21 protein-coding genes are annotated in these 22,849 nt (G+C 56.2%); 17 read left to right on the top strand and 4 right to left on the bottom strand.

The features are described from left to right. Positions 1-131 precede the first annotated feature (131 nt). On the top strand, positions 132-869 hold the full coding sequence (locus tag IM290_RS16450) for a tRNA1(Val) (adenine(37)-N6)-methyltransferase (RefSeq protein WP_032649123.1): 738 nt from the start codon (positions 132-134) through the stop codon (positions 867-869). On the opposite strand, the gene nadB is transcribed toward IM290_RS16450, so the two are convergent. Next, the gene (gene nadB / locus IM290_RS16445) at positions 854-2,473 is read right to left on the bottom strand and encodes an L-aspartate oxidase (RefSeq protein WP_193042370.1); all 1,620 of its coding nucleotides are present in this window, start codon (positions 2,471-2,473) and stop codon (positions 854-856) included. The genes IM290_RS16450 and nadB overlap by 16 nt on opposite strands. Positions 2,474-2,898: 425 nt before the next feature. On the opposite strand from nadB, the gene rpoE reads away from it, so the two are divergent. From rpoE to acpS, 11 genes are all read left to right on the top strand, one after another. Then, positions 2,899-3,474, top strand: a complete 576-nt coding sequence (rpoE, locus tag IM290_RS16440) for an RNA polymerase sigma factor RpoE (protein WP_006176728.1) — start codon at positions 2,899-2,901, stop codon at positions 3,472-3,474. 31 nt (positions 3,475-3,505) lie between these two features. Then, entirely contained in the window at positions 3,506-4,156 is a 651-nt protein-coding gene (gene rseA / locus IM290_RS16435; RefSeq protein WP_015572138.1) for an anti-sigma-E factor RseA, read from the top strand. Next, positions 4,156-5,109, top strand: coding sequence for a sigma-E factor regulatory protein RseB (rseB, locus tag IM290_RS16430; protein WP_003860717.1), 954 nt, complete (start codon positions 4,156-4,158; stop codon positions 5,107-5,109). The genes rseA and rseB overlap by 1 nt, the downstream gene beginning before the upstream one ends. Then, positions 5,106-5,582 (top strand): SoxR-reducing system protein RseC, encoded by a 477-nt coding sequence (rseC, locus tag IM290_RS16425; RefSeq protein WP_006811609.1) that lies wholly within the window; start codon positions 5,106-5,108, stop codon positions 5,580-5,582. Before rseB ends, rseC begins: the two co-directional genes overlap by 4 nt. Positions 5,583-5,767: 185 nt before the next feature. After that, the gene (lepA, locus tag IM290_RS16420; protein ID WP_003860714.1) at positions 5,768-7,573 is read left to right on the top strand and encodes a translation elongation factor 4; all 1,806 of its coding nucleotides are present in this window, start codon (positions 5,768-5,770) and stop codon (positions 7,571-7,573) included. Between the two features lie 15 nt (positions 7,574-7,588). Next, positions 7,589-8,563, top strand: coding sequence for a signal peptidase I (lepB, locus tag IM290_RS16415; protein ID WP_006811565.1), 975 nt, complete (start codon positions 7,589-7,591; stop codon positions 8,561-8,563). 223 nt (positions 8,564-8,786) lie between these two features. Further along, complete coding sequence (rnc, locus tag IM290_RS16410) at positions 8,787-9,467, top strand: ribonuclease III (RefSeq protein WP_003860711.1); 681 nt, start codon at positions 8,787-8,789, stop codon at positions 9,465-9,467. After that, entirely contained in the window at positions 9,464-10,369 is a 906-nt protein-coding gene (gene era / locus IM290_RS16405; protein ID WP_003860709.1) for a GTPase Era, read from the top strand. The genes rnc and era overlap by 4 nt, the downstream gene beginning before the upstream one ends. Before the next feature lie 17 nt (positions 10,370-10,386). After that, positions 10,387-11,094, top strand: a complete 708-nt coding sequence (gene recO / locus IM290_RS16400) for a DNA repair protein RecO (protein WP_015572142.1) — start codon at positions 10,387-10,389, stop codon at positions 11,092-11,094. 75 nt (positions 11,095-11,169) lie between these two features. Further along, positions 11,170-11,901 (top strand): pyridoxine 5'-phosphate synthase, encoded by a 732-nt coding sequence (gene pdxJ, locus IM290_RS16395; protein WP_015572143.1) that lies wholly within the window; start codon positions 11,170-11,172, stop codon positions 11,899-11,901. Next, positions 11,901-12,281: a holo-ACP synthase gene (gene acpS / locus IM290_RS16390; RefSeq protein WP_015572144.1), complete on the top strand. Its 381-nt coding sequence runs from the start codon at positions 11,901-11,903 to the stop codon at positions 12,279-12,281. The genes pdxJ and acpS overlap by 1 nt, the downstream gene beginning before the upstream one ends. On the opposite strand, the gene IM290_RS16385 is transcribed toward acpS, so the two are convergent. Both IM290_RS16385 and IM290_RS16380 read right to left on the bottom strand, forming a co-directional pair. Continuing rightward, the gene (locus IM290_RS16385) at positions 12,278-12,538 is read right to left on the bottom strand and encodes a YfhL family 4Fe-4S dicluster ferredoxin (RefSeq protein WP_003860704.1); all 261 of its coding nucleotides are present in this window, start codon (positions 12,536-12,538) and stop codon (positions 12,278-12,280) included. The two genes, acpS and IM290_RS16385, sit on opposite strands and share 4 nt — an antisense overlap. A gap of 56 nt (positions 12,539-12,594) precedes the next feature. Next, a complete protein-coding gene (locus IM290_RS16380) occupies positions 12,595-13,443 on the bottom strand; it encodes a MurR/RpiR family transcriptional regulator (RefSeq protein ID WP_003860702.1) in 849 nt (282 codons plus the stop codon). Positions 13,444-13,561: 118 nt separating this feature from the next. Here IM290_RS16380 and murQ point away from each other — a divergent pair, with 118 nt between their 5' ends. The 4 genes from murQ to tadA are packed head-to-tail and all read left to right on the top strand — an operon-like array spanning position 13,562 to position 17,035. After that, on the top strand, positions 13,562-14,458 hold the full coding sequence (murQ, locus tag IM290_RS16375) for an N-acetylmuramic acid 6-phosphate etherase (protein ID WP_015572145.1): 897 nt from the start codon (positions 13,562-13,564) through the stop codon (positions 14,456-14,458). 9 nt (positions 14,459-14,467) lie between these two features. Continuing rightward, positions 14,468-15,832: a PTS transporter subunit EIIC gene (locus tag IM290_RS16370; RefSeq protein ID WP_015572146.1), complete on the top strand. Its 1,365-nt coding sequence runs from the start codon at positions 14,468-14,470 to the stop codon at positions 15,830-15,832. Positions 15,833-15,835: 3 nt separating this feature from the next. Next, positions 15,836-16,471 (top strand): phosphatidylglycerophosphatase C, encoded by a 636-nt coding sequence (gene yfhb / locus IM290_RS16365; protein ID WP_040117993.1) that lies wholly within the window; start codon positions 15,836-15,838, stop codon positions 16,469-16,471. A 24-nt stretch (positions 16,472-16,495) separates the two neighbouring features. Continuing rightward, the gene (gene tadA, locus IM290_RS16360; RefSeq protein WP_022649032.1) at positions 16,496-17,035 is read left to right on the top strand and encodes a tRNA adenosine(34) deaminase TadA; all 540 of its coding nucleotides are present in this window, start codon (positions 16,496-16,498) and stop codon (positions 17,033-17,035) included. Here the strand turns inward: tadA and mltF are convergent. After that, positions 16,923-18,473, bottom strand: coding sequence for a membrane-bound lytic murein transglycosylase MltF (gene mltF, locus IM290_RS16355; RefSeq protein WP_193042369.1), 1,551 nt, complete (start codon positions 18,471-18,473; stop codon positions 16,923-16,925). The genes tadA and mltF overlap by 113 nt on opposite strands. Before the next feature lie 266 nt (positions 18,474-18,739). Here mltF and purL point away from each other — a divergent pair, with 266 nt between their 5' ends. Next, the gene (gene purL / locus IM290_RS16350; protein WP_193042368.1) at positions 18,740-22,627 is read left to right on the top strand and encodes a phosphoribosylformylglycinamidine synthase; all 3,888 of its coding nucleotides are present in this window, start codon (positions 18,740-18,742) and stop codon (positions 22,625-22,627) included. Positions 22,628-22,849 lie beyond the last annotated feature (222 nt).

Raw genomic sequence — 22,849 nt, 5'->3', positions numbered from 1 at the left:
TTCTACCTCTGTGTGGGGCGCTGATTATAGACGTTACGGCTGTAATCTTCATCTGTTTGTATGGATATCGCTTTTCGACCACTTCGCTTTCCCCTATGCTACTCCAGTTTCACTCAGAAGGTTGTCCTGACATGTCTCAACTCAAAGCGCAGTTGCGCCGCGATGGTTTTACGTTTAAACAGTTTTTTGTGGCGCACGATCGTTGTGCGATGAAAGTCGGCACAGACGGTATTTTACTGGGTGCATGGGCGCCTGTCGCAGGTGTAAAACGCATTCTGGATATTGGTACGGGCAGCGGACTTCAGGCGCTGATGCTGGCGCAGCGAACGGAAGAACACGTCACGATCGACGCCGTTGAGCTTGATCCTCAGGCGTCCCGGCAGGCAAGTGAAAACGCTGCCGACTCTCCGTGGGCAGATCGCATCAGGGTAGAATGCGCCGATGTCCTGACCTGGGCGCCGGAGCAAACCGCGCGTTACGATTTGATTGTCAGCAATCCGCCGTATTTCACGCCAGGCGTGGAATGTGGAACGCCAGAACGCGAGCAGGCACGTTACACCGGCTCGCTCGATCACAAGGCGCTACTGACCAGTGCGGCGGAGCTCATCTCGGAAGAGGGATTTTTCTGCGTGGTCTTGCCTGAAAGCACGGGTAATACCTTCATTGAGATCGCACGGGGGATCGGCTGGAATCTGCGTCTTCGTACCGATATTTCGGATACGGAAGGACGCTTACCGCACCGCGTGTTGCTGGCGCTCTCGCCGAAAGAGGGGGAATGCTTTATCGACAGGATGGTCATTCGTGGGCCAGACCAGCGTTATTCCGAAGATTACACTGCCCTGACCCAGGCCTTTTATCTGTTTATGTGAACCTGCGGCGTCAACACCGACGGGCCGGACATTTCAAGCGGTTCGGGATAGTCCAGCGTATAATGCAGGCCACGGCTCTCTTTGCGCATCATCGCACAGCGCACAATCAGCTCGGCAACCTGCACAAGGTTGCGCAGCTCCAGCAGATTATTAGAAACGCGGAAGTTGGCGTAATATTCATCAATTTCCTGCTGCAACATCATGATGCGGCGTAACGCGCGTTCCAGACGCTTCGTTGTGCGTACAATCCCGACATAATCCCACATGAAAAGCCGCAGCTCGTGCCAGTTATGCTGGATAACCACCAGTTCGTCCGGGTTTTCTACCCGACTTTCATCCCATGCCGGCAAGTGTGTTGTCGGACGTGCATAGGGCATGCGTTTGGTAATATCTTCCGCAGCCGACCACCCATACACCAGACACTCCAGCAGCGAGTTTGAGGCCATGCGATTCGCACCATGCAGGCCGGTGTAGCTGACCTCGCCGATCGCATACAAACCATCCACGTCGGTACGACCATGATCGTCAACCATCACCCCGCCACAGGTATAGTGTGCGGCAGGTACAATCGGCACCGGATCGCGGGTTAAATCAATACCCAGACTCAGCAGCTTTTCATAAATCATCGGGAAGTGCTGGCGAATAAAGTCTTTCGGTTTATGGCTAATGTCCAGATACATACAGTCGACGCCAAGCCGCTTCATCTCGTGGTCAATGGCGCGGGCCACGATATCCCGCGGGGCAAGTTCACCTCGGGGGTCGAAGTCCGGCATAAACCGGGAACCGTCCGGACGCTTCAGATACGCGCCTTCGCCGCGCAACGCTTCAGTTAACAGGAAGTTACGTGCCTGCGGGTGGAACAGGGCGGTAGGATGGAACTGATTAAACTCCATATTCGCCACGCGGCAGCCTGCGCGCCAGGCCATGGCGATACCGTCTCCGGAGGCGATATCCGGGTTTGTCGTGTACTGGTAAACCTTGGAGGCGCCGCCAGTCGCCAGCACAACGGCTTTTGCCTGGCAGGTTTCCACCTTCTCTTTATTCCGATTCCACACCCATGCGCCGACAACACGGCGCGTGCCGGGCAGGCCAATCTTATCGGAAATAATCAGGTCGACGGCGTTGCTGCGCTCCAGCACCCGAATATTAGGATGGCTGAGGGCTTTGCTGACCAGCGTGGTTTCAACCGCTTTTCCGGTTGCATCAGCAGCGTGCAGAATACGGCGGTGGCTGTGCCCGCCTTCACGGGTCAGGTGATAGCTCTCTTCACCATTAGGCTGAACATGCGTATCAAACAGCACGCCCTGATCGATAAGCCATTGCACGCAGTGGCGGGCATTGCTGGCGACAAACTCTGCCGCATGCTCATCCACGATCCCGGCGCCGGCAATCAGGGTGTCTTCTACGTGCGAGGCTATACTATCCGTTTCATCAAACACGGCGGCAATACCGCCTTGTGCATAGAAGGTGGAACCTTCGCTCATCGGCCCTTTACTCAGCACGATTACGTTCTGATGTTCCGCCAGGCGCAGTGCGAGGGATAGGCCGGCAGCACCGCTGCCGATGATCAGTACATCACAATGAAGTTCAGGCGTCGTGTTCATGATGTTTGTTTAATTTACTAAACATGGTGTGGGGAGAATAGCATTGTGATGCGAGATATCGCACGTTTTTTTTGTTGTGTGTTGCAATGACTAAACGGAAGGCCAGAAGTTAAATCTGCGCTAAATGGCCGGAAATATTTTGCGAAGCAGATCGTTAGCTTCAGATTTTGTGGTGAAATAAAGCCTGTGTTGCGTTACTCTTCTGACGATAAAGTTGATGATTCTTGTCAGAAAGCGGGTGCGTATCGTGAACAGACTTATAATGAGAGAAAATGAACGGTCTGCGGCGCGATGAACAAAAACAAAGGCGTTACGGAACTTATTGAAGAACAGACACTCTAATTCGGTGCTTGCTCAAAGTGCAATGTTGTTAGAGTGGCGTTTCGATAACGCGTGGAATTTGGTTTGGGGAGACATTACCTCGGATGAGCGAGCAGTTAACGGACCAGGTCCTGGTTGAACGGGTCCAGAAGGGAGATCAGAAAGCTTTTAACCTACTGGTGGTGCGCTACCAGCATAAGGTAGCGAGTCTGGTTTCCCGCTATGTACCGTCAGGCGATGTTCCTGATGTGGTGCAAGAGTCTTTTATTAAGGCCTATCGCGCGCTGGATTCATTCCGGGGGGATAGTGCTTTTTATACCTGGCTGTATCGTATTGCAGTCAATACGGCTAAGAATTATTTGGTTGCTCAGGGCCGTCGTCCGCCTTCTAGTGACGTTGACGCTATCGACGCAGAAAACTTCGAAAGTGGCGGCGCGCTGAAAGAAATTTCGAACCCTGAGAACTTAATGTTGTCAGAAGAACTGAGACAAATCGTTTTTCGCACGATCGAGTCGCTCCCGGAAGATTTACGCATGGCAATTACGTTACGGGAGCTGGATGGCCTAAGCTATGAAGAGATAGCCGCCATCATGGATTGTCCGGTCGGCACGGTTCGTTCACGAATTTTCCGTGCGCGAGAAGCCATTGATAATAAAGTTCAACCGCTTATCAGGCGTTGACGATAGCGGGATACTGGAAAAGGTATTAGGCATGCAGAAAGAAAAACTTTCCGCTTTAATGGATGGTGAAACGCTGGATAATGAGCTGCTCGATGAGTTGTCTCATTCTCCCGAAATGCAACAGACCTGGGAGAGCTATCATCTTATCCGCGACTCACTGCGCGGTGATACCAGCGAGGTTCTCCATTTCGATATCTCAGCACGCGTTATGGCGGCCATTGAGAACGAACCTGTTCATCAGACCACGCCGCTGATTCCTGAAGCGCAGCCTGCACCTCACCAATGGCAGAAAATGCCGTTCTGGCACAAGGTGCGTCCATGGGCCAGCCAGCTCACCCAAATGGGGGTCGCTGCGTGCGTATCGCTTGCAGTTATCGTTGGGGTCCAGCACTATAATACTCAGTCTGAAGCCAATCAGCAGCCTGAAGCGCCAGTGTTCAATACGCTGCCGATGATGGGTAAAGCCAGCCCGGTTAGCCTGGGCGTACCGGCAGATGCCTCCGCAAGCGGCGGACAGCAACAGCAGGTACAGGAGCAGCGCCGTCGCATTAATGCGATGTTGCAGGATTACGAGTTGCAGCGTCGTCTGCACTCCGAGCAGCTTCAGTTTGAGCAGGCCCAAACCCAGCAGGCTGCTGTGCAGGTGCCAGGAAACCAAACTTTAGGAACGCAATCGCAGTAATGAAGCAACTTTGGTTCGCCATGTCTTTGATGGCGGGTAGCCTGTTCTTCTCTGCTAACGCCTCGGCTGATGTTTCATCCGGGGCGTTGTTGCAGCAAATGAATCTGGCCAGCCAGTCACTCAATTACGAGTTGGCATTTATCAGCATCAATAAGCAGGGTGTCGAATCGTTACGCTATCGCCACGCCCGCCTTGATAACCAGCCGCTCGCCCAGCTTTTACAGATGGATGGCCCGCGTCGGGAAGTGGTCCAGCGTGGGAATGAAATCAGCTATTTCGAGCCTGGCCTTGAGCCGTTTACGCTCAATGGTGACTACATCGTTGACTCCCTGCCGTCGCTCATTTACACCGATTTTAAACGTCTCGCCCCCTACTATGATTTTATCTCGGTGGGGCGAACGCGTATTGCCGACAGGCTGTGCGAAGTGATCCGCGTTGTCGCGCGGGATGGGACACGTTACAGCTATATCGTCTGGATTGACGCAGAGACGAAGCTGCCGATGCGCGTTGATCTGCTCGATCGCGACGGTGAAACGCTGGAGCAGTTCCGCGTGATCTCCTTCGATGTGAACAGTCAGGTTGGCAACAGCATGCAGAATCTGGCCAAAGCCAGCCTGCCGCCTTTGCTTTCCGTGCCTGCCGGCGATTCTGTCAATTTTAACTGGGTACCATCCTGGATCCCGCAAGGGTTCAGCGAAGTTTCCAGCAGCCGTCGCCAGCTCCCAACCATTGAAACACCAGTTGAGTCGCGACTCTATTCCGATGGGCTGTTTAGCTTCTCGGTGAATATCAATCGCGCTACGGCGAACAGTTCCGAACAGATGCTCCGTACCGGTCGCCGGACGGTCAGCACGACGGTGCGCGATAATGCGGAAATTACCATTGTCGGTGAATTACCGCCGCCAACGGCAAAACGTATTTCAGACAGCATTAAATTCAGGGCTGCGCAATGATTAAAGAGTGGGCCACGGTCGTATCCTGGCAGGATGGCGTAGCGCTTGTCAGCTGTGACGTTAAAGCATCATGCAGCAGCTGCGCTTCGCGAGCCGGTTGCGGCAGCCGCGTGTTAAATAAGCTGGGGCCGCAAACGTCGCACACTATTGCTGTGCCGAGCGATCAGCCGCTGGTGGCAGGGCAAAAAGTGGAGCTGGGCATCGCTGAAGGTAGCCTGCTCACTTCCGCCATGCTGGTTTACCTTTCTCCGCTGGCAGGTCTGTTCGTGATGGGTGGGGTTTTCCAGATGCTGTTCGGCACAGATTTGGCCGCCATGTGCGGTGCCGCTTTGGGCGGCGTGGGCGGGTTCTGGCTTGCTAAAGGCGTTTCCCCAAGGCTTGCCGCCCGGGAAGCGTGGCAGCCCGTTATCCTCAGCGTTGCACTGGCACCCGACCAACTTCGTGTTGAGACGCTCTCTTCTGAGGCCCGGTAATCTGCCGGGCTTTATTATTATTTACATCGCAATAAAGAAAACGCCGTCTCTTCGCGCTATACCTGGCTCTAAGTGCATTTCCAGCTGACGAGGATGTAGTGTAGAATGCTGCGTTTTCGCACTGAAAAACGTCAGGCTAAGAACAGCGGCCTCCAGGAATTCGTAAGGCATAATTATTTAACTATATGAAGAACATACGTAACTTTTCGATCATTGCTCACATTGACCACGGTAAGTCGACGCTGTCTGACCGTATTATCCAGATTTGCGGTGGCCTGTCTGATCGTGAAATGGCAGCCCAGGTTCTGGACTCCATGGACCTGGAACGCGAACGCGGTATTACCATCAAAGCGCAGAGCGTGACGCTCGACTATAAAGCTTCCGATGGTGAAACCTATCAGCTGAACTTTATCGACACCCCAGGGCACGTTGACTTCTCTTATGAAGTGTCACGCTCGCTGGCGGCCTGCGAAGGCGCGCTGCTGGTGGTGGATGCCGGGCAGGGCGTAGAGGCCCAGACGCTGGCAAACTGCTACACCGCCATGGAAATGGATCTTGAAGTGGTGCCGGTTCTGAATAAAATCGACCTGCCAGCCGCCGATCCTGAGCGCGTAGCGGAAGAGATTGAAGACATCGTCGGTATTGATGCGACCGATGCAGTGCGCTGCTCGGCGAAAACCGGTGTCGGTGTTCCGGACGTACTGGAACGTCTGGTGCGTGATATTCCGCCGCCGGAAGGCGACCCGGATGCGCCGCTACAGGCGCTGATCATCGACTCCTGGTTCGATAACTACCTCGGCGTTGTCTCGCTGGTGCGTATTAAAAACGGCACCATGCGTAAAGGCGACAAAATCAAGGTCATGAGCACCGGCCAGGTCTACAACGCTGACCGTCTGGGCATCTTCACGCCAAAACAGGTTGACCGTACCGAACTGAAATGCGGCGAAGTGGGCTGGCTGGTCTGTGCAATTAAAGACATCCTCGGCGCGCCGGTGGGCGATACCCTGACCGGTGCACGTAACCCGGCAGATAAAGCGCTGCCAGGCTTCAAAAAGGTGAAACCGCAGGTTTATGCGGGTCTGTTCCCGGTCAGCTCTGACGATTACGAAAACTTCCGCGATGCGCTCGGAAAGCTGAGCCTCAACGATGCCTCCCTGTTCTACGAGCCAGAAAGCTCAACGGCGCTGGGCTTTGGCTTCCGCTGTGGCTTCCTCGGTCTGCTGCACATGGAGATCATTCAGGAACGTCTGGAGCGTGAATACGATCTGGATCTGATCACCACCGCCCCGACGGTTGTCTACGAAGTAGAAACCACATCGAAAGAGGTGATCTACGTCGACAGCCCGTCCAAGCTCCCGCCGCTGAATAATATTCAGGAACTGCGCGAGCCTATCGCAGAGTGTCACATGCTGCTGCCGCAGGAGTTCCTCGGTAACGTGATCACCCTGTGTATTGAGAAGCGTGGCGTGCAGACCAACATGGTTTACCACGGTAACCAGGTGGCGCTGACCTATGAAATTCCGATGGCAGAAGTGGTGCTCGACTTCTTCGACCGTCTGAAGTCTACCTCCCGTGGCTATGCGTCGCTGGACTACAACTTCAAACGCTTCCAGGCCTCGAACATGGTTCGTGTGGACGTGCTGATCAACGGCGAGCGTGTGGATGCGCTGGCGCTGATCACCCACAACGATAACGCACCGTACCGTGGTCGTGAGCTGGTTGAGAAGATGAAAGATCTGATCCCTCGTCAGCAGTTTGACATTGCGATTCAGGCGGCCATTGGTAACCACATCATTGCCCGTTCAACCGTGAAGCAGCTGCGTAAAAACGTTCTGGCTAAGTGTTACGGCGGCGACGTCAGCCGTAAGAAAAAGCTGTTGCAGAAGCAGAAAGAAGGTAAGAAGCGTATGAAGCAGGTCGGTAACGTTGAGCTGCCGCAGGAAGCATTCCTTGCCATCCTTCATGTTGGTAAAGACGGTAACGGTAAATAACCTTAAGGAGTTGGCATGGCGAACATGTTTGCCCTGATCCTGGTCATCGCTACCCTGGTGACAGGTCTGTTGTGGTGCCTCGATAAGTTTATCTTCGCCCCAAAACGCCGTGAACGTCAGGCTGCCGCGCAGGCAGCCACGGGCGATGCGCTGGACGCGAAAACCCTGAAAAAAGTCGGCCCAAAACCGGGCTGGCTGGAAACAGGGGCATCGGTATTCCCGGTGCTGGCGATTGTGCTGGTGGTGCGTTCATTTATCTATGAACCGTTCCAGATCCCGTCAGGATCGATGATGCCAACGCTGCTGATCGGTGATTTCATTCTGGTTGAGAAGTTTGCCTATGGCATCAAAGATCCGATCTATCAGAAAACGCTGATCGAAACGGGTCATCCGAAACGTGGCGACATCGTGGTGTTTAAATATCCGGAAGATCCGCGGCTGGATTATATTAAACGCGCGGTAGGTCTGCCGGGCGATAAAGTGACCTACGATCCGGTGGCAAAAGAGGTGACCATTCAGCCAGGCTGTAGCTCTGGCACCGCATGTGAAAATGCGCTGCCAGTCACTTACTCCAACGTTGAGCCAGCTGATTTTGTGCAGACCTTCGCCCGCCGTAACGGCGGTGAAGCGACCAGCGGATTCTTCCAGGTGCCAAAAGGTGAAACCAAAGAGAATGGCATTCGTCTGGTTGAACGCAAAGAGACGCTGGGCGATGTTACTCACCGCATTCTGACCGTGCCCATCGCACAGGATCAGCTGGCAATGTACTACCAGCAGCCAGGCCAACAGCTGGCGACCTGGATTGTGCCGCCGGGACACTACTTCATGATGGGTGACAACCGCGATAACTCTGCGGACAGCCGTTACTGGGGCTTTGTGCCGGAAGCGAATCTGGTCGGTAAAGCAACCGCTATCTGGATGAGTTTTGAGAAGCAGGAAGGCGAGTGGCCGACCGGCGTTCGCCTGAATCGCATTGGCGGAATTCATTAATTTTCGCCAAAAATAACACGTAGCGGCTTTTATTCGCCGCTACGTGAATTATTTCAGCGATAAATCTCTTTGAACTAACGACATCCCCTGTCGTTGTGTATAGAATATTCCCCCGAAGTTTAAGGTTGGCCCTGCAAGGGTGCCACGGCACACGAAACCGCGTTGGTTTTCTCAGGTCGGTTTCGTGTGCTGCATTTTTGACGCATTCATTTATTGGTATCGCATGAACCCCATCGTAATTAATCGGCTTCAACGGAAGCTGGGCTACACTTTTCATCATCAGGAGTTGTTGCAACAGGCATTAACCCATCGCAGTGCCAGCAGCAAACATAATGAGCGTCTCGAGTTTTTAGGCGACTCTATTTTAAGTTTCGTGATTGCAAATGCGCTTTATCATCGTTTTCCGCGTGTGGACGAAGGTGATATGAGCCGCATGCGCGCCACGCTGGTGCGCGGCAATACCCTCGCTGAAATCGCACGCGAATTTGAGCTGGGTGAATGCCTGCGTCTGGGGCCAGGTGAGCTGAAAAGTGGTGGTTTCCGTCGTGAATCCATCCTTGCCGATACGGTCGAGGCATTGATCGGTGGCGTGTTCCTGGACAGCGATATCCAGACCGTAGAAAAGCTGATCCTTAACTGGTATCAGACCCGCCTGGACGAAATCAGCCCGGGCGATAAACAAAAAGATCCTAAAACGCGTCTGCAAGAATATTTGCAGGGTCGTCATCTGCCGCTGCCATCCTATCTGGTGGTGCAGGTGCGTGGCGAAGCCCACGATCAGGAATTTACCATCCATTGCCAGGTCAGTGGCCTGAGTGAACCGGTGGTCGGCACGGGTTCAAGCCGTCGTAAGGCTGAACAGGCTGCCGCCGAACAGGCGTTAAAAATGCTGGAGCTGGAATGAGCATCGACAAAACCTATTGCGGATTTATTGCCATCGTCGGACGTCCGAACGTTGGCAAATCCACCCTGCTGAATAATCTGCTTGGGCAGAAGATTTCTATCACCTCGCGTAAGGCGCAGACCACGCGTCACCGCATCGTCGGTATCCATACTGAAGGCGCGTATCAGGCGATCTACGTCGATACACCGGGCCTGCACATGGAAGAGAAGCGCGCCATCAACCGTCTGATGAACAAGGCGGCGAGCAGCTCCATTGGCGACGTAGAGCTGGTGATTTTCGTTGTGGAAGGCACCCGCTGGACGCCGGACGACGAAATGGTCCTGAACAAGCTGCGCGACGGCAAAACGCCGGTGATCCTCGCAGTCAATAAAGTGGACAACGTGCAGGAAAAAGCCGATCTGCTGCCGCACCTGCAATGGCTGGGCAGCCAGATGAACTTCCTGGACATCGTCCCGCTGTCTGCGGAAACGGGTCTGAACGTTGATACCATCGCGGGTATCGTGCGCAAGCATCTGCCGGAAGCGACTCATCACTTCCCGGAAGACTACATCACCGATCGCTCTCAGCGTTTTATGGCGTCTGAAATCATCCGTGAGAAGCTGATGCGTTTCCTGGGCGCTGAACTGCCGTACTCTGTGACGGTGGAGATCGAGCGTTTCCAGAGCAACGAGCGCGGCGGCTACGATATTAACGGTCTGATCCTCGTTGAGCGTGAAGGGCAGAAGAAGATGGTGATCGGCAATAAAGGCGCCAAGATCAAAACTATCGGAATCGAAGCCCGTAAAGATATGCAGGACATGTTTGAAGCACCGGTTCACCTGGAACTGTGGGTGAAAGTGAAATCTGGCTGGGCCGATGATGAGCGTGCGCTGCGCAGCCTCGGTTACGGCGAAGATCAGTAACCTAAGACGACGAGCATATGGATGGATGGCAGCGTGCCTTTGTCCTGCATAGTCGTCCCTGGAGCGAAACCAGCCTGATGCTGGACGTCTTCACGGAAGAGTCCGGTCGCGTGCGCCTTGTTGCCAAAGGCGCACGTTCCAGACGTTCTAATCTGAAAGGTGCCTTGCAGCCTTTCACCCCGCTGCTGGTCCGCTTTGGCGGGCGAGGGGAAGTCAAAACCCTGCGCAGTGCTGAAGCCGTCTCCCTGGCGCTTCCTCTTTCTGGTATCACGCTCTACAGCGGTTTGTATGTTAACGAACTCATCTCACGGGTTCTTGAACATGAGACCCGCTTCTCTGAACTTTTCTTTGATTACCTGCACTGTATTCAGGCACTTGCTGGCGCAACCGGCACCCCTGAGCCTGTTCTGCGTCGTTTCGAACTGGCGCTGCTCGGGCACCTTGGTTACGGCGTCGATTTTCTGCACTGTGCGGGAAGCGGCGACGAGGTAGAAGATACCATGACCTATCGCTATCGTGAGGAAAAGGGCTTTATTGCCAGTGTCGTCGTCGATAACAGCACCTTTACCGGGCGCCAGCTCAGAGCACTGTATGAACGCGAGTTCCCGGACGCCGACACTCTGCGTGCGGCAAAACGCTTTACCCGAATTGCGCTCAAGCCGTATCTTGGGGGCAAACCTTTAAAGAGCCGCGAATTATTCAGGCAGTTTATGCCGAAACGCTAATGTTTTACCCCTCACCCCAGCCCTCTCCCGGAGGGAGAGGGAGAAGGTAAATGAACAAAAATACCGAGGATTGTCATGGCTGAATTACTGTTAGGCGTCAACATCGATCACATCGCCACGTTACGTAATGCACGCGGTACCGCGTATCCCGATCCGGTTCAGGCGGCGTTTATCGCTGAACAGGCTGGCGCCGACGGCATTACCGTTCACCTGCGTGAAGATCGTCGCCACATCACCGACCGGGACGTGCGCATCCTGCGTCAGACGCTGGACACCCGCATGAATCTGGAGATGGCGGTCACCGAAGAGATGCTGGCGATTGCCTGCGAGACCAAACCGCATTTCTGCTGCCTGGTGCCGGAAAAGCGTCAGGAAGTGACCACCGAAGGCGGTCTGGATGTGGCCGGGCAGCTCGACAAAATGCGCGATGCCTGCAAACGCCTGGCGGATGCCGGTATCCTGGTTTCTCTGTTTATCGACGCCGATTTCACCCAGATTAAAGCCGCTGCCGACGTGGGTGCGCCGTATATTGAAATTCACACCGGCTGCTATGCCGATGCCGAAAACGATGCAGCGCAGGCGAAAGAGCTGGAGCGAATCGCCAAAGCGGCAACCTACGCCGCGAGCCTGGGACTGAAGGTTAACGCCGGTCACGGCCTGACCTATCACAACGTAAAAGCCATCGCTGCCCTGCCGGAAATGCACGAGCTGAACATCGGCCACGCCATCATTGGCCGCGCGGTGATGAGCGGTCTGAAAGAAGCGGTTTCCGAGATGAAGCGCCTGATGCTGGAAGCGCGTCAGTAATGGCTATTCTGGGCTTAGGCACCGACATCGTTGAAATAGCCCGCATTGAAGCGGTGATCGCCCGGAGCGGCGATCGCCTCGCAAGACGCGTGCTGAGCGATAACGAATGGGCTATCTGGGAGGCGCATCAACAGCCGGTGCGCTTTCTGGCAAAGCGTTTCGCGGTAAAAGAGGCGGCGGCGAAAGCGTTCGGCACGGGCATTCGTAACGGCCTGGCGTTTAACCAGTTTGAAGTGTTTAACGATGAGCTGGGTAAGCCACGTCTGCGTTTATGGGGCGAGGCGCTTAAGCTGGCGGAAAAGCTGGGCGTGGCGCACATGCACGTAACGCTTGCCGATGAACGCCACTACGCCTGTGCGACGGTGATTATCGAAAGTTAAATTTTGTCCGCATGGTGCATCAGGACAAACTTATCCCACAGCTGTTCTTCGTTCTCGACGTGTGCCGGATCTTTTAAGATCGTATTGGGAATGGGGCACACCTTCTGGCAGGTCGGCGTCTCATAGTGGCCGATGCATTCGGTGCAGCGGTCGCTGTTAATCTCATAAATGCTGTCGCCCATCGAAATCGCCTCGTTCGGGCATTCGGGTTCGCACATATCGCAGTTGATGCATTTTTTGGTGATTAACAGCGCCATCAGGAAATTCTCAGAAACATCACAAACAGGGCGGGCATTATACGCTCATTCGTTGTTCAGACCAGTTTTTTTACCAGCTCTTCGCTGTGACGAATACGCTCTGGCGCACGCTCCAGATCCTGCTGAACCAGCGCCATAAACAGCAGGTCCGTCAGCATCATCTGCGCACTCGTCGACGAAATCGCCGCACTGCGAGTGGCCTGTTCCTCGGCGATGGTATACAGACAGCGGGTGGCCCGCTGCTGGAGCGCATTCGGGCTGAAGCCAGTAATCGCCAGAATTTTTCCTCCTACGCGCAGGGCTTCGTCGGTAGCCATATTAATTTCACGGCGCTCGCCGGAATAGGAGATGGCCAGCAGTAAATCGTCAGGATCCATGGCCTGCACGGTCGCCAGCAGCGCGTGCATATCCTGTTCAACGATGGCGTTATAGCCGATTTTTGTCAGCTTCCAGCCAAAGTTACGCGCAACCAGTCCGGAGGCGCCGATCCCGGTCAACACAATACGCCGCGCGTCGCGAAGCATGGCTACGCTTTCCAGCAGCTTCTCTTCCGTGTTCACATCCAGCGTGGCATGCATTGCCGCCACGTTCTCTTTGATCAGCTTTTCGCCGACCAGACGCATCGGATCGTCGCCGCGGATCTGGTTATGCACCGGCATTGACTGCGGATTAGGGTTGCTTACCAGTGCTTCACTGATCGCCAGTTTTAGCGCCGGAAAGCCTTTATAGCCTATCTTCTGGGCAAATTTCACCACGCTCGACTGGCTCACCCCGGCTTCGCCTGCCAGCTGCTGGGAGCTGAGGTGTCGCGCGCGATCGGGCTGGGAAAGTAAATAATCCGCCAGCTTTTTGTCACTCTGGGCAAACCCTGCGTAGCGCTGGCGAATACGAATTAAACAGTTCATACGGTCTCCTGGCGAAAATGTGATTACCCGCGCAAATACGAATTTTGCTCGCCTGAATGAATTTTATATTCCATTATAGTGCGTTTATTATGAATTAAAAATTCCAGAGGTAAATAACATGAATCTAGGCTCTCTTGTTTCTGAAACGCGTAACCCGCAAACCATGGATCTTGATGCACTGTCCACGCTGGAGCTGGTAAACCGCTTTAATCAACAGGATACCCTCGTCGCGCTGGCAGTCAAAGAGACATTGCCCGAGGTGGCGAAAGCCGTAGACGCCGCTGCCGACGCTCTGAAAGCAGGAGGACGCATTATTTACATGGGGGCGGGTACCAGTGGGCGCCTCGGTGTGCTGGATGCCTCAGAATGTCCCCCGACCTTTGGCGTTCCGCATGGTCTGGTCGTTGGCCTGATTGCCGGTGGCCCCGGCGCGCTGCTGAAAGCGGTGGAAGGGGCAGAAGACAATAAACAGCTTGGGGAAGACGATCTCAGGGCGCTGAACCTGACCGCGCAGGATCTGGTCGTCGGGCTGGCGGCTTCTGGTCGTACGCCGTACGTCATTGGTGGGCTGGAATACGCCAGACAGACGGGATGTACCACGGTGGCCATCTCCTGTAACCCGGGTTCGCCGATTGCGCAGGTGGCCGCCATTGCCATCTCTCCGGTCGTCGGGCCGGAAGCGCTCACCGGCTCCACGCGCCTGAAATCGGGAACCGCGCAGAAGCTGGTGCTCAATATGATCTCCACCGGCGCGATGGTGAAATTCGGCAAGGTCTACCAAAACCTGATGGTGGATATGCAGGCCACCAACGTCAAGCTGGTGGACAGAGCCTGCCGCATGGTGATAGAGGCGACAGGGGCAGGTCGGGAAGAGGCGGAAGCGGTACTCAAACAGACCGATTACGACGTCAAACCCGCCATTCTGATGATATTAACCGGGCTGGATGCAGCCGCGGCCAGAGCCAGGCTCGAAGCCCATCACGGGTTTTTACGGGCGGCATTAGAACACCAATAAGAGGCGTGTATGGACAAAACAGCAGCGCTCGCCAGCGACATCCTGCTTGGGATCGGTGGGGAAAAAAATATTCAGCGTCTGGAAAACTGCATGACGCGTGTACGCGTCGAGGTGCACAACGACGAAAAGCTTGATTTAACGCGCCTGAAGCAGCTCCCCGGCGTGAGCGGGTACGTTAAACAGGGGCAACAGCACCAGCTGATTGTCGGTCCGGGCAAAGCGGCGCAGGTGGTTGATGCCATGCGCGCCCTGATGACGGGCAGTGAAACGGCTCCCGCCTTTGACGACGCGGAACGCACCAAAGCGCAGGCGAAAGCCAAATACAAAGCCCCCATGAGCGATGCGCTGCGCCAGCTGGCAAACGTCTTTATTCCTCTTATCCCGGCGTTTATCGCATCGGGGCTGATCACCGGGATTATCAATATCCTCAAGCGTCCGGATATTGTCGGGAATTTCGCTACCCAGTATCCGAACCTGCTGGGTATTCTGGCGATTTTCGGCAGCGCGGTGTTTGCCATCATGAACATTCTGGTGGGGGTAAACACGGCCAAAGTGTTCGGCGGCTCGCTGGCGATGGGCGGCGTAATGGCGGGTATCCTTTCCAGCCCGCAGCTGGCGCAGATTACGCTGTTTGGCGAGGCGCTTCAGCCTGGCCGCGGTGGGGTGATTGCCGTGCTGCTGGTGGTCATTCTGATGTGCTGGATCGAGAAAAAGCTGCGCGCGTTGCTGCCAGGCTCGATTGAGCTGATCCTCAACCCGCTGCTGACCACATTGATTACCGGGAGCGTGGCGATTGTGGCGCTACAACCGTTAGGCGGCGCGATCTCTGAAGCCATCGCCCACGGCGCGTCTCTGGCGATCGATCGCGGCGGGCTGCTGGTGGGGGCCGTGCTGTCCGGGACCTTCCTGCCGTTAGTGCTGACCGGTCTGCATCAGGGGCTGGTGCCGATCCATGTCGAACTGGTACAGGCGCACGGCTATAACGCACTGCTGCCGATCCTGTCGATGGCGGGCGTTGGGCAGGTCGGCGCGGCCATCGCGGTGCTGATGAAAACCCGCAACGCGCGTCTGAAAAAGGTTATTAAAGGGGCGCTGCCGGTCGGGTTACTCGGTATCGGCGAGCCGCTGATTTTCGGCGTGACCTTGCCGCTGGGTAAGCCGTTCCTGGCCGCCTGTCTCGGTGGCGCGGTGGGCGGGGCGTTAATCAGCTACTGGAAAGTGGCGACCGTCATTACCTTCGGGATCTCCGGTTTACCGCTGGCATTAACCATCGTAACCGGAAAAGTGATGCTCTATCTGTTAGGCTATCTGGTAGCGGTGATCGCCGGGTTCCTGTTTACCTGGCTGTTAGGATTCAACGACCCAGAGGAGTAAGGTTTGGCCAGTCACGAGCGTCGCGTTGTCTTTTTTGATCTGGATGGAACGCTGCATCAGCAGGATATGTTCGGCACCTTTATGCGCTACCTGCTGCGGCGCCAGCCCCTTAACGCGTTGCTGGTATTACCCCTGTTACCCGTTATTGGTATCGCGCTGCTGGTGAAAGGCCGTGCAGCGCGCTGGCCGATGAGCCTGCTGCTCTGGGGATGCACGTTTGGTCATAGCGAAGCGCGCCTTAAGCAGCTCGAACAGGATTTTGCGCACTGGTTTCGCGGGCACGTCGCCGCGTTTCCCGTGGTACAGGCGCGCCTGACCAGCTATCTCGACGCCAACGATGCCGATATCTGGCTGATTACCGGCTCCCCGCAGACGCTGGTGGAGCAAGTCTATTTTGATACGCCCTGGCTGCCGCGCGTGAATCTTATCGCCACGCAGATCGCGCGCGGCTACGGCGGCTGGGTGCTGACTATGCGCTGCCTCGGACATGAAAAAGTGGTGCAGCTGGAGAAACGCATCGGTACGCCGCTGCGTCTGTACAGCGGCTACAGCGACAGCAAGCAGGACAACCCGCTGCTCTATTTTTGCCAGCACCGCTGGCGCGTCACGCCTCTGGGCGAACTTCAGCAACTCGAATAGTCTTATCTGTACCGGCTGTGTATAATGCCGCCCGCTTTTCGACTGGAGTATCAGCCCTTGTCCAACCCTGAACACAATCATGAATACTGGATGCGCCATGCGCTGGCGCTGGCTCAGCGCGCCTGGGAAGAGGGCGAAGTGCCCGTGGGCGCGGTACTGGTCCATAACAATCAGGTGATTGGGGAAGGGTGGAACCGTCCGATTGGCCGTCACGATCCTACCGCGCATGCTGAAATTATGGCGCTGCGTCAGGGCGGACTGGTGCTGCAAAACTATCGTCTGCTTGATACCACCCTGTATGTCACCCTTGAGCCGTGCGTAATGTGCTCCGGGGCGATGGTGCACAGCCGAATCGGTACGCTGGTGTTTGGCGCGCGGGATGAAAAGACGGGCGCTGCTGGTTCACTGATGGACGTACTTGGGCATCCGGGGATGAACCACCAGGTGAAAACTATCGGCGGGGTACTTGCACCAGAATGTTCGGGTCTGTTAAGTGACTTTTTTCGAATGCGTCGGCAGCAGAAAAAGCAACAAAAGGCAGAATTGAAACCGCAGGATGATTAAGCTCGTCCGGTGCGACCACCGGATAGCTTTCAGCCAGCTGTTGCGCCTCGGTCGCCTCTTTTTCTTTCTCCAGCAGGTATCCCACCAGGCTTATCTGATACTTACGAATATTTTCCACGTAGGCATACGCTTCATGCCCGCGCGCATAGCCGTACGTCAGCTTCTGGTACCACTGTTTCTGGCTAAGCAGCGGCAGGCGCTGTTTTACATCTGACCAGCTGTCCGGATTACCTTTAGTTTTCGCCGTCAGCGCCCGCGCGTCGAGCATATGTGCATAACCCATGTTATAGGCGGCCAGCGCAAACCAGATACGCTCCCCTTCCGGGACCGTCTCCGGCACTTTCGCCATCATATCCTGTAAATACTGCGCGCCGCCGCTGATGCTCTGTTCCGCATCGGTCCGGTCGCTGATGCCGAGGCTCTGGGCGGTATTTTTGGTCAGCATCATCAACCCGCGCACGCCCGTGGGGGAGGTGGCCTGAGCATCCCAGTGCGATTCCTGGTAGGAAATTGCCGCCAGCAGCTTCCAGTCAATCTCCTCGGCGTACTTCTCAAACAGCGGTTGCAGGTCCGGCAGCACGCTGTCCACCGCGCGCAGGAAAGTGCGGGTGTCAACGTAATCAAAATCGTCCCCGTGACCGAGATATTTCTCTTCCAGGCGCGCCAGGGTGCCGTCTTCATTGATGGAATTAAAGAAATCGAGCATAGCCGCAGAGACGGTTTGATCGTCGTCTAGCTGGGTAAACCAGGTCACCGGCTGTTCGTCGGTCACATCCAGCGCCACGGCGATTTCAGGATGAACGCGCTGGAAAAGGCTGATCGCCACCGAATCAGCAATGGTATAGGCCAGCTTTTTATCTTTTACCTGCTCCAGTAATTCGGTCGTGCCGAGTTTAGGATCGACCGTCCAGCTGAGGTTCGGGTATTTTTTCTCTTTCAACGCCCGCAGATCGTCAATCACCACATGGCCTGGCGCAATGGTCAATTGCTGGTCGGTGATGTCGGCCAGTGAGCGTGGGCGCAGGCTACCCACACGATAAACCACCTGCTGCGACACGGAGTAATAGGTCGGGCCCGGTTGATAGTTTTTGCTGCGTTCGCTGTTGTACACCAGACCTGCGGCGAGAATATCGGCACGGTCATGGTCCAAATCATCAAACAGCTGGTTGATGTTCTGCCGCACGGTAACTTTCAGCTTCACGCCCAGATAGTCCGCAAACAGCTGTGCCAGTTCGTAATCAAGACCGATGGTTTTACCGTTGATATCGTCGTAAATAAGCGGGGAGGAGAGGGTACTGACGCGCAACTCCCCCCGCTCCTGAATGGCGGCGATACGGTTTTCGGCCTTGCTGAACCAGGGGATAGACGGCCAGAGGGCCACTGCCAGCAGCAACGTAACAATGCCGATGAGCAGATAATTAATCTTTAATTTTTTCAATTAGTTAATTCTCTGCGACGCCGGTTGCCTCAGTGTGCTGTAGTCATGTTAAGAGTAGAGTTTGCCATTGATTGAGCGGCATTTTGCGCAAAGTAGCGCCAGTTGGCAACCAATTAGAGAGACAGGTCACATCTATTGTTAAACATTAGGATGATTTTATTTCGACGCAAACGGTTTCGTCGGCGCTCAGGATTCTCTATAATGACGCCCGTTTTCCCCCCTTGCGCACACTGTAAGCGCCCCGGCGCTTCGAAGACGAGAGACTTATGATGGAAATTCTGCGTGGTTCGCCTGCACTGTCTGCCTTCCGTATTAACAAACTGCTGGCACGTTTTCAGGCGGCCGACCTTCCGGTAAGCAATATTTACGCTGAGTATGTCCATTTTGCTGACCTGAATGCCCCCCTGGATGCAGAGGAGCGCGTACAGCTGGAACGCCTGCTTAAATATGGCCCAAGCCTGAGCAGCCATACGCCGACCGGCAAATTAATCCTCGCCACGCCACGCCCTGGCACCATCTCCCCCTGGTCTTCCAAAGCCACCGACATCGCTCACAACTGCGGCCTGAGCCAGATTAACCGTCTGGAGCGCGGTGTGGCGTACTATGTGGAAGCGTCAACCCTGAGCGACGCGCAGTGGCAGGTGGTTGCCGCAGAGCTGCACGACCGCATGATGGAGAGCGTGTTTGATTCTCTGGATGATGCGCAGAAACTGTTCTCCCACCATCAGCCTGCGCCGGTACAGAGCGTGGATCTGCTTGGGCAGGGGCGTCAGGCGTTGATCGACGCAAACCTGCGTCTTGGTCTGGCGCTCGCAGAAGATGAAATCGACTACCTTCAGGATGCATTCGTTAAGCTGAATCGCAACCCGAACGACATCGAACTGTATATGTTCGCGCAGGCCAACTCCGAGCACTGCCGCCACAAGATTTTCAACGCCGACTGGATTATCGACGGCGAACAGCAGCCGAAGTCGCTGTTCAAAATGATCAAAAACACCATGGAGCAAACCCCTGACCACGTGCTGTCTGCCTATAAAGACAACGCCGCGGTGATGGAAGGTTCCGAGGTGGGCCGCTTCTTCGCCGACCGCGAAGCGGGGCGCTATGACTTCCACCAGGAGCCTGCGCATATCCTGATGAAAGTGGAAACCCACAACCACCCGACGGCGATCTCCCCGTGGCCGGGTGCAGCGACCGGCTCCGGCGGTGAAATCCGTGACGAAGGTGCGACCGGTCGCGGCGCGAAACCAAAAGCGGGTCTGGTCGGTTTCTCCGTTTCCAACCTGCGTATTCCGGGCTTTGAGCAGCCGTGGGAAGAAGACTTCGGCAAGCCAGAGCGCATTGTCACCGCGCTGGATATCATGACCGAAGGCCCGCTGGGCGGCGCGGCGTTCAACAACGAATTTGGTCGTCCGGCGCTGAACGGTTACTTCCGTACCTACGAAGAGAAAGTGGACAGCCACAACGGCGAAGAGCTGCGCGGCTACCACAAACCGATCATGCTGGCGGGCGGGATCGGCAACATTCGCGCCGATCATGTGCAGAAAGGCGAGATCGTCGTCGGCGCGAAGCTGATCGTGCTCGGCGGCCCGGCAATGAACATCGGTCTGGGCGGCGGGGCAGCCTCGTCTATGGCTTCCGGCCAGTCTGATGCGGATCTCGACTTCGCGTCTGTGCAGCGCGACAACCCGGAAATGGAGCGCCGTTGTCAGGAAGTGATCGACCGCTGCTGGCAGCTCGGCGATGCCAACCCGATTCTGTTCATCCACGACGTCGGCGCGGGTGGACTCTCTAACGCCATGCCTGAGCTGGTGAGCGACGGCGGTCGCGGCGGACGCTTCAACCTGCGCGATATCCTGAGCGATGAGCCGGGCATGAGCCCGCTGGAAATCTGGTGTAACGAATCCCAGGAGCGCTACGTGCTGGCGGTTGCCGCCGATCAGCTGCCGCTGTTTGACGAGCTGTGCCGCCGCGAGCGCGCGCCGTATGCCGTCATCGGTGAAGCGACCGAAGAGCAGCACCTTTCCTTAAGCGACACCCACTTTGACAACCAGCCGATCGATCTGCCGCTGGACGTGCTGCTCGGCAAAACGCCGAAGATGACCCGCGACGTGCAGACTCGCAAAGCGGCGGGCAAAGCGCTGGATCGCCAGGGCATCACCGTGGCAGAAGCGGTTAACCGCGTGCTGCACCTGCCTGCCGTGGCAGAGAAAACCTTCCTGGTGACCATCGGCGACCGTACCGTGACCGGTATGGTGTCGCGCGATCAGATGGTCGGCCCGTGGCAGATCCCGGTCGCTAACTGCGCCGTGACCACCGCGAGCCTCGACAGCTACTACGGCGAAGCGATGGCGCTGGGCGAACGCACGCCAGTGGCGCTGCTGGACTTCGCCGCTTCTGCCCGTCTGGCGGTCGGTGAAGCGCTGACCAACATCGCCGCGACGCAGATTGGCAATATCAAACGTATTAAGCTCTCCGCGAACTGGATGGCCGCTGCCGGTCACCCGGGCGAAGATGCCGGCCTGTACGAAGCGGTGAAAGCGGTGGGTGAAGAGCTGTGTCCTGCGCTCGGCCTGACCATCCCGGTGGGTAAAGACTCCATGTCGATGAAAACCCGCTGGCAGGAAGGTAACGAGCAGCGCGAGATGACCTCTCCGCTGTCGCTGGTGATCACCGCGTTTGCGCGTGTGGAAGACGTACGTCATACCGTTACGCCGCAGCTTTCCACTGAAGATAACGCCCTGCTGTTGATTGACCTCGGCAAAGGCCACAACGCGCTGGGCGCCACCGCGCTGGCGCAGGTTTATCGCCAGCTCGGCGACAAGCCGGCCGACGTGCGCGACGTTGCCCAGCTGAAAGGCTTCTACGATGCCATCCAGGCGCTGGTGGCGCAGCGTAAGCTGCTGGCCTACCACGACCGTTCCGATGGTGGCCTGCTGGTGACGCTGGCAGAGATGGCCTTCACCGGCCACTGCGGCGTGGAAGCGAACATTGCCACGCTTGGCGATGACCGTCTGGCTGCGCTGTTTAACGAAGAGCTGGGTGCCGTCATTCAGGTACGCGCTGAAGATCGCAACGCGGTGGAAGCCCTCCTGGCGCAGCACGGTCTGGCAGACTGCGTGCACTATCTGGGTAAAGCCGTTCAGGGCGACCGCTTCGTCATTGAAGCAGACGGTCACGCGGTGTTCAGCGAAAGCCGCACCACGCTGCGCATGTGGTGGGCGGAAACCACCTGGCAGATGCAGCGCCTGCGTGACAATCCGGAATGCGCCGATCAGGAACACAACGCGAAGGCGAACGACAACGATCCTGGCCTGAACGTGAAGCTCAGCTTCGACATTAACGAAGACATTGCCGCGCCGTACATTGCGACCGGTGCGCGTCCGAAAGTAGCCGTGCTGCGCGAGCAGGGCGTTAACTCCCACGTTGAGATGGCGGCGGCCTTCCACCGGGCGGGCTTTGACGCCATCGACGTCCACATGAGCGACCTGCTGGCCGGGCGTACCGGGCTGGATGATTTCCAGGCGCTGGTGGCGTGCGGCGGTTTCTCCTACGGCGACGTGCTGGGCGCGGGCGAAGGTTGGGCGAAGTCCATCCTGTTCAACAGCCGCGTGCGTGACGAGTTCGAAACCTTCTTCCACCGTCCGCAGACGCTGGCGCTGGGCGTGTGTAACGGCTGTCAGATGATGTCTAACCTGCGCGAGCTGATCCCGGGCAGCGAAGCCTGGCCGCGCTTTGTGCGTAACCAGTCTGACCGCTTCGAAGCGCGCTTCAGCCTGGTAGAAGTGACCCAAAGCCCGTCTCTGCTGTTGCAGGGAATGGTCGGTTCACAGATGCCAATCGCGGTTTCGCACGGTGAAGGTCAGGTTGAAGTGCGTGATGCGGCGCACCTGGCTCAGCTTGAAAGCAAAGGACTGGTGGCGCTGCGCTTTGTTGATAACTTCGGCAAGGTCACCGAAACCTATCCGGCTAACCCGAACGGTTCGGCAAATGGCATTACCGCCGTCACCAGCGAAAGCGGTCGGGTGACGATCATGATGCCGCACCCGGAGCGTGTCTTCCGTACCGTGAGCAACTCCTGGCACCCGGAAAACTGGGGCGAGGACAGCCCGTGGATGCGCATTTTCCGCAACGCGCGTAAACAACTGGGTTAAGTTTCAACGCCCTGACTGTAGGCCCGGTAAGCGCGAGCGCCACCGGGCTTTTTTGTACCTGTCGCAAAATCGCGACAATCCTCTGGGTTGAGTGTCTCCAATAAGAGACATTTAACTTATTGATTTATCTATGTCAGGACGGGTTCCCGTTAAGGTGTTGCTTAATAGCGACACTTAGCCTGGAAATCATTCACCTGACAATCAATGCATTTTAATAATAAA

The organism is Enterobacter cloacae complex sp. S1 (genome assembly GCF_014930525.1).
Lineage (GTDB): Bacteria > Pseudomonadota > Gammaproteobacteria > Enterobacterales > Enterobacteriaceae > Enterobacter > Enterobacter hormaechei_C.
This window is presented reverse-complemented; position numbering and strand designations above follow the sequence as displayed.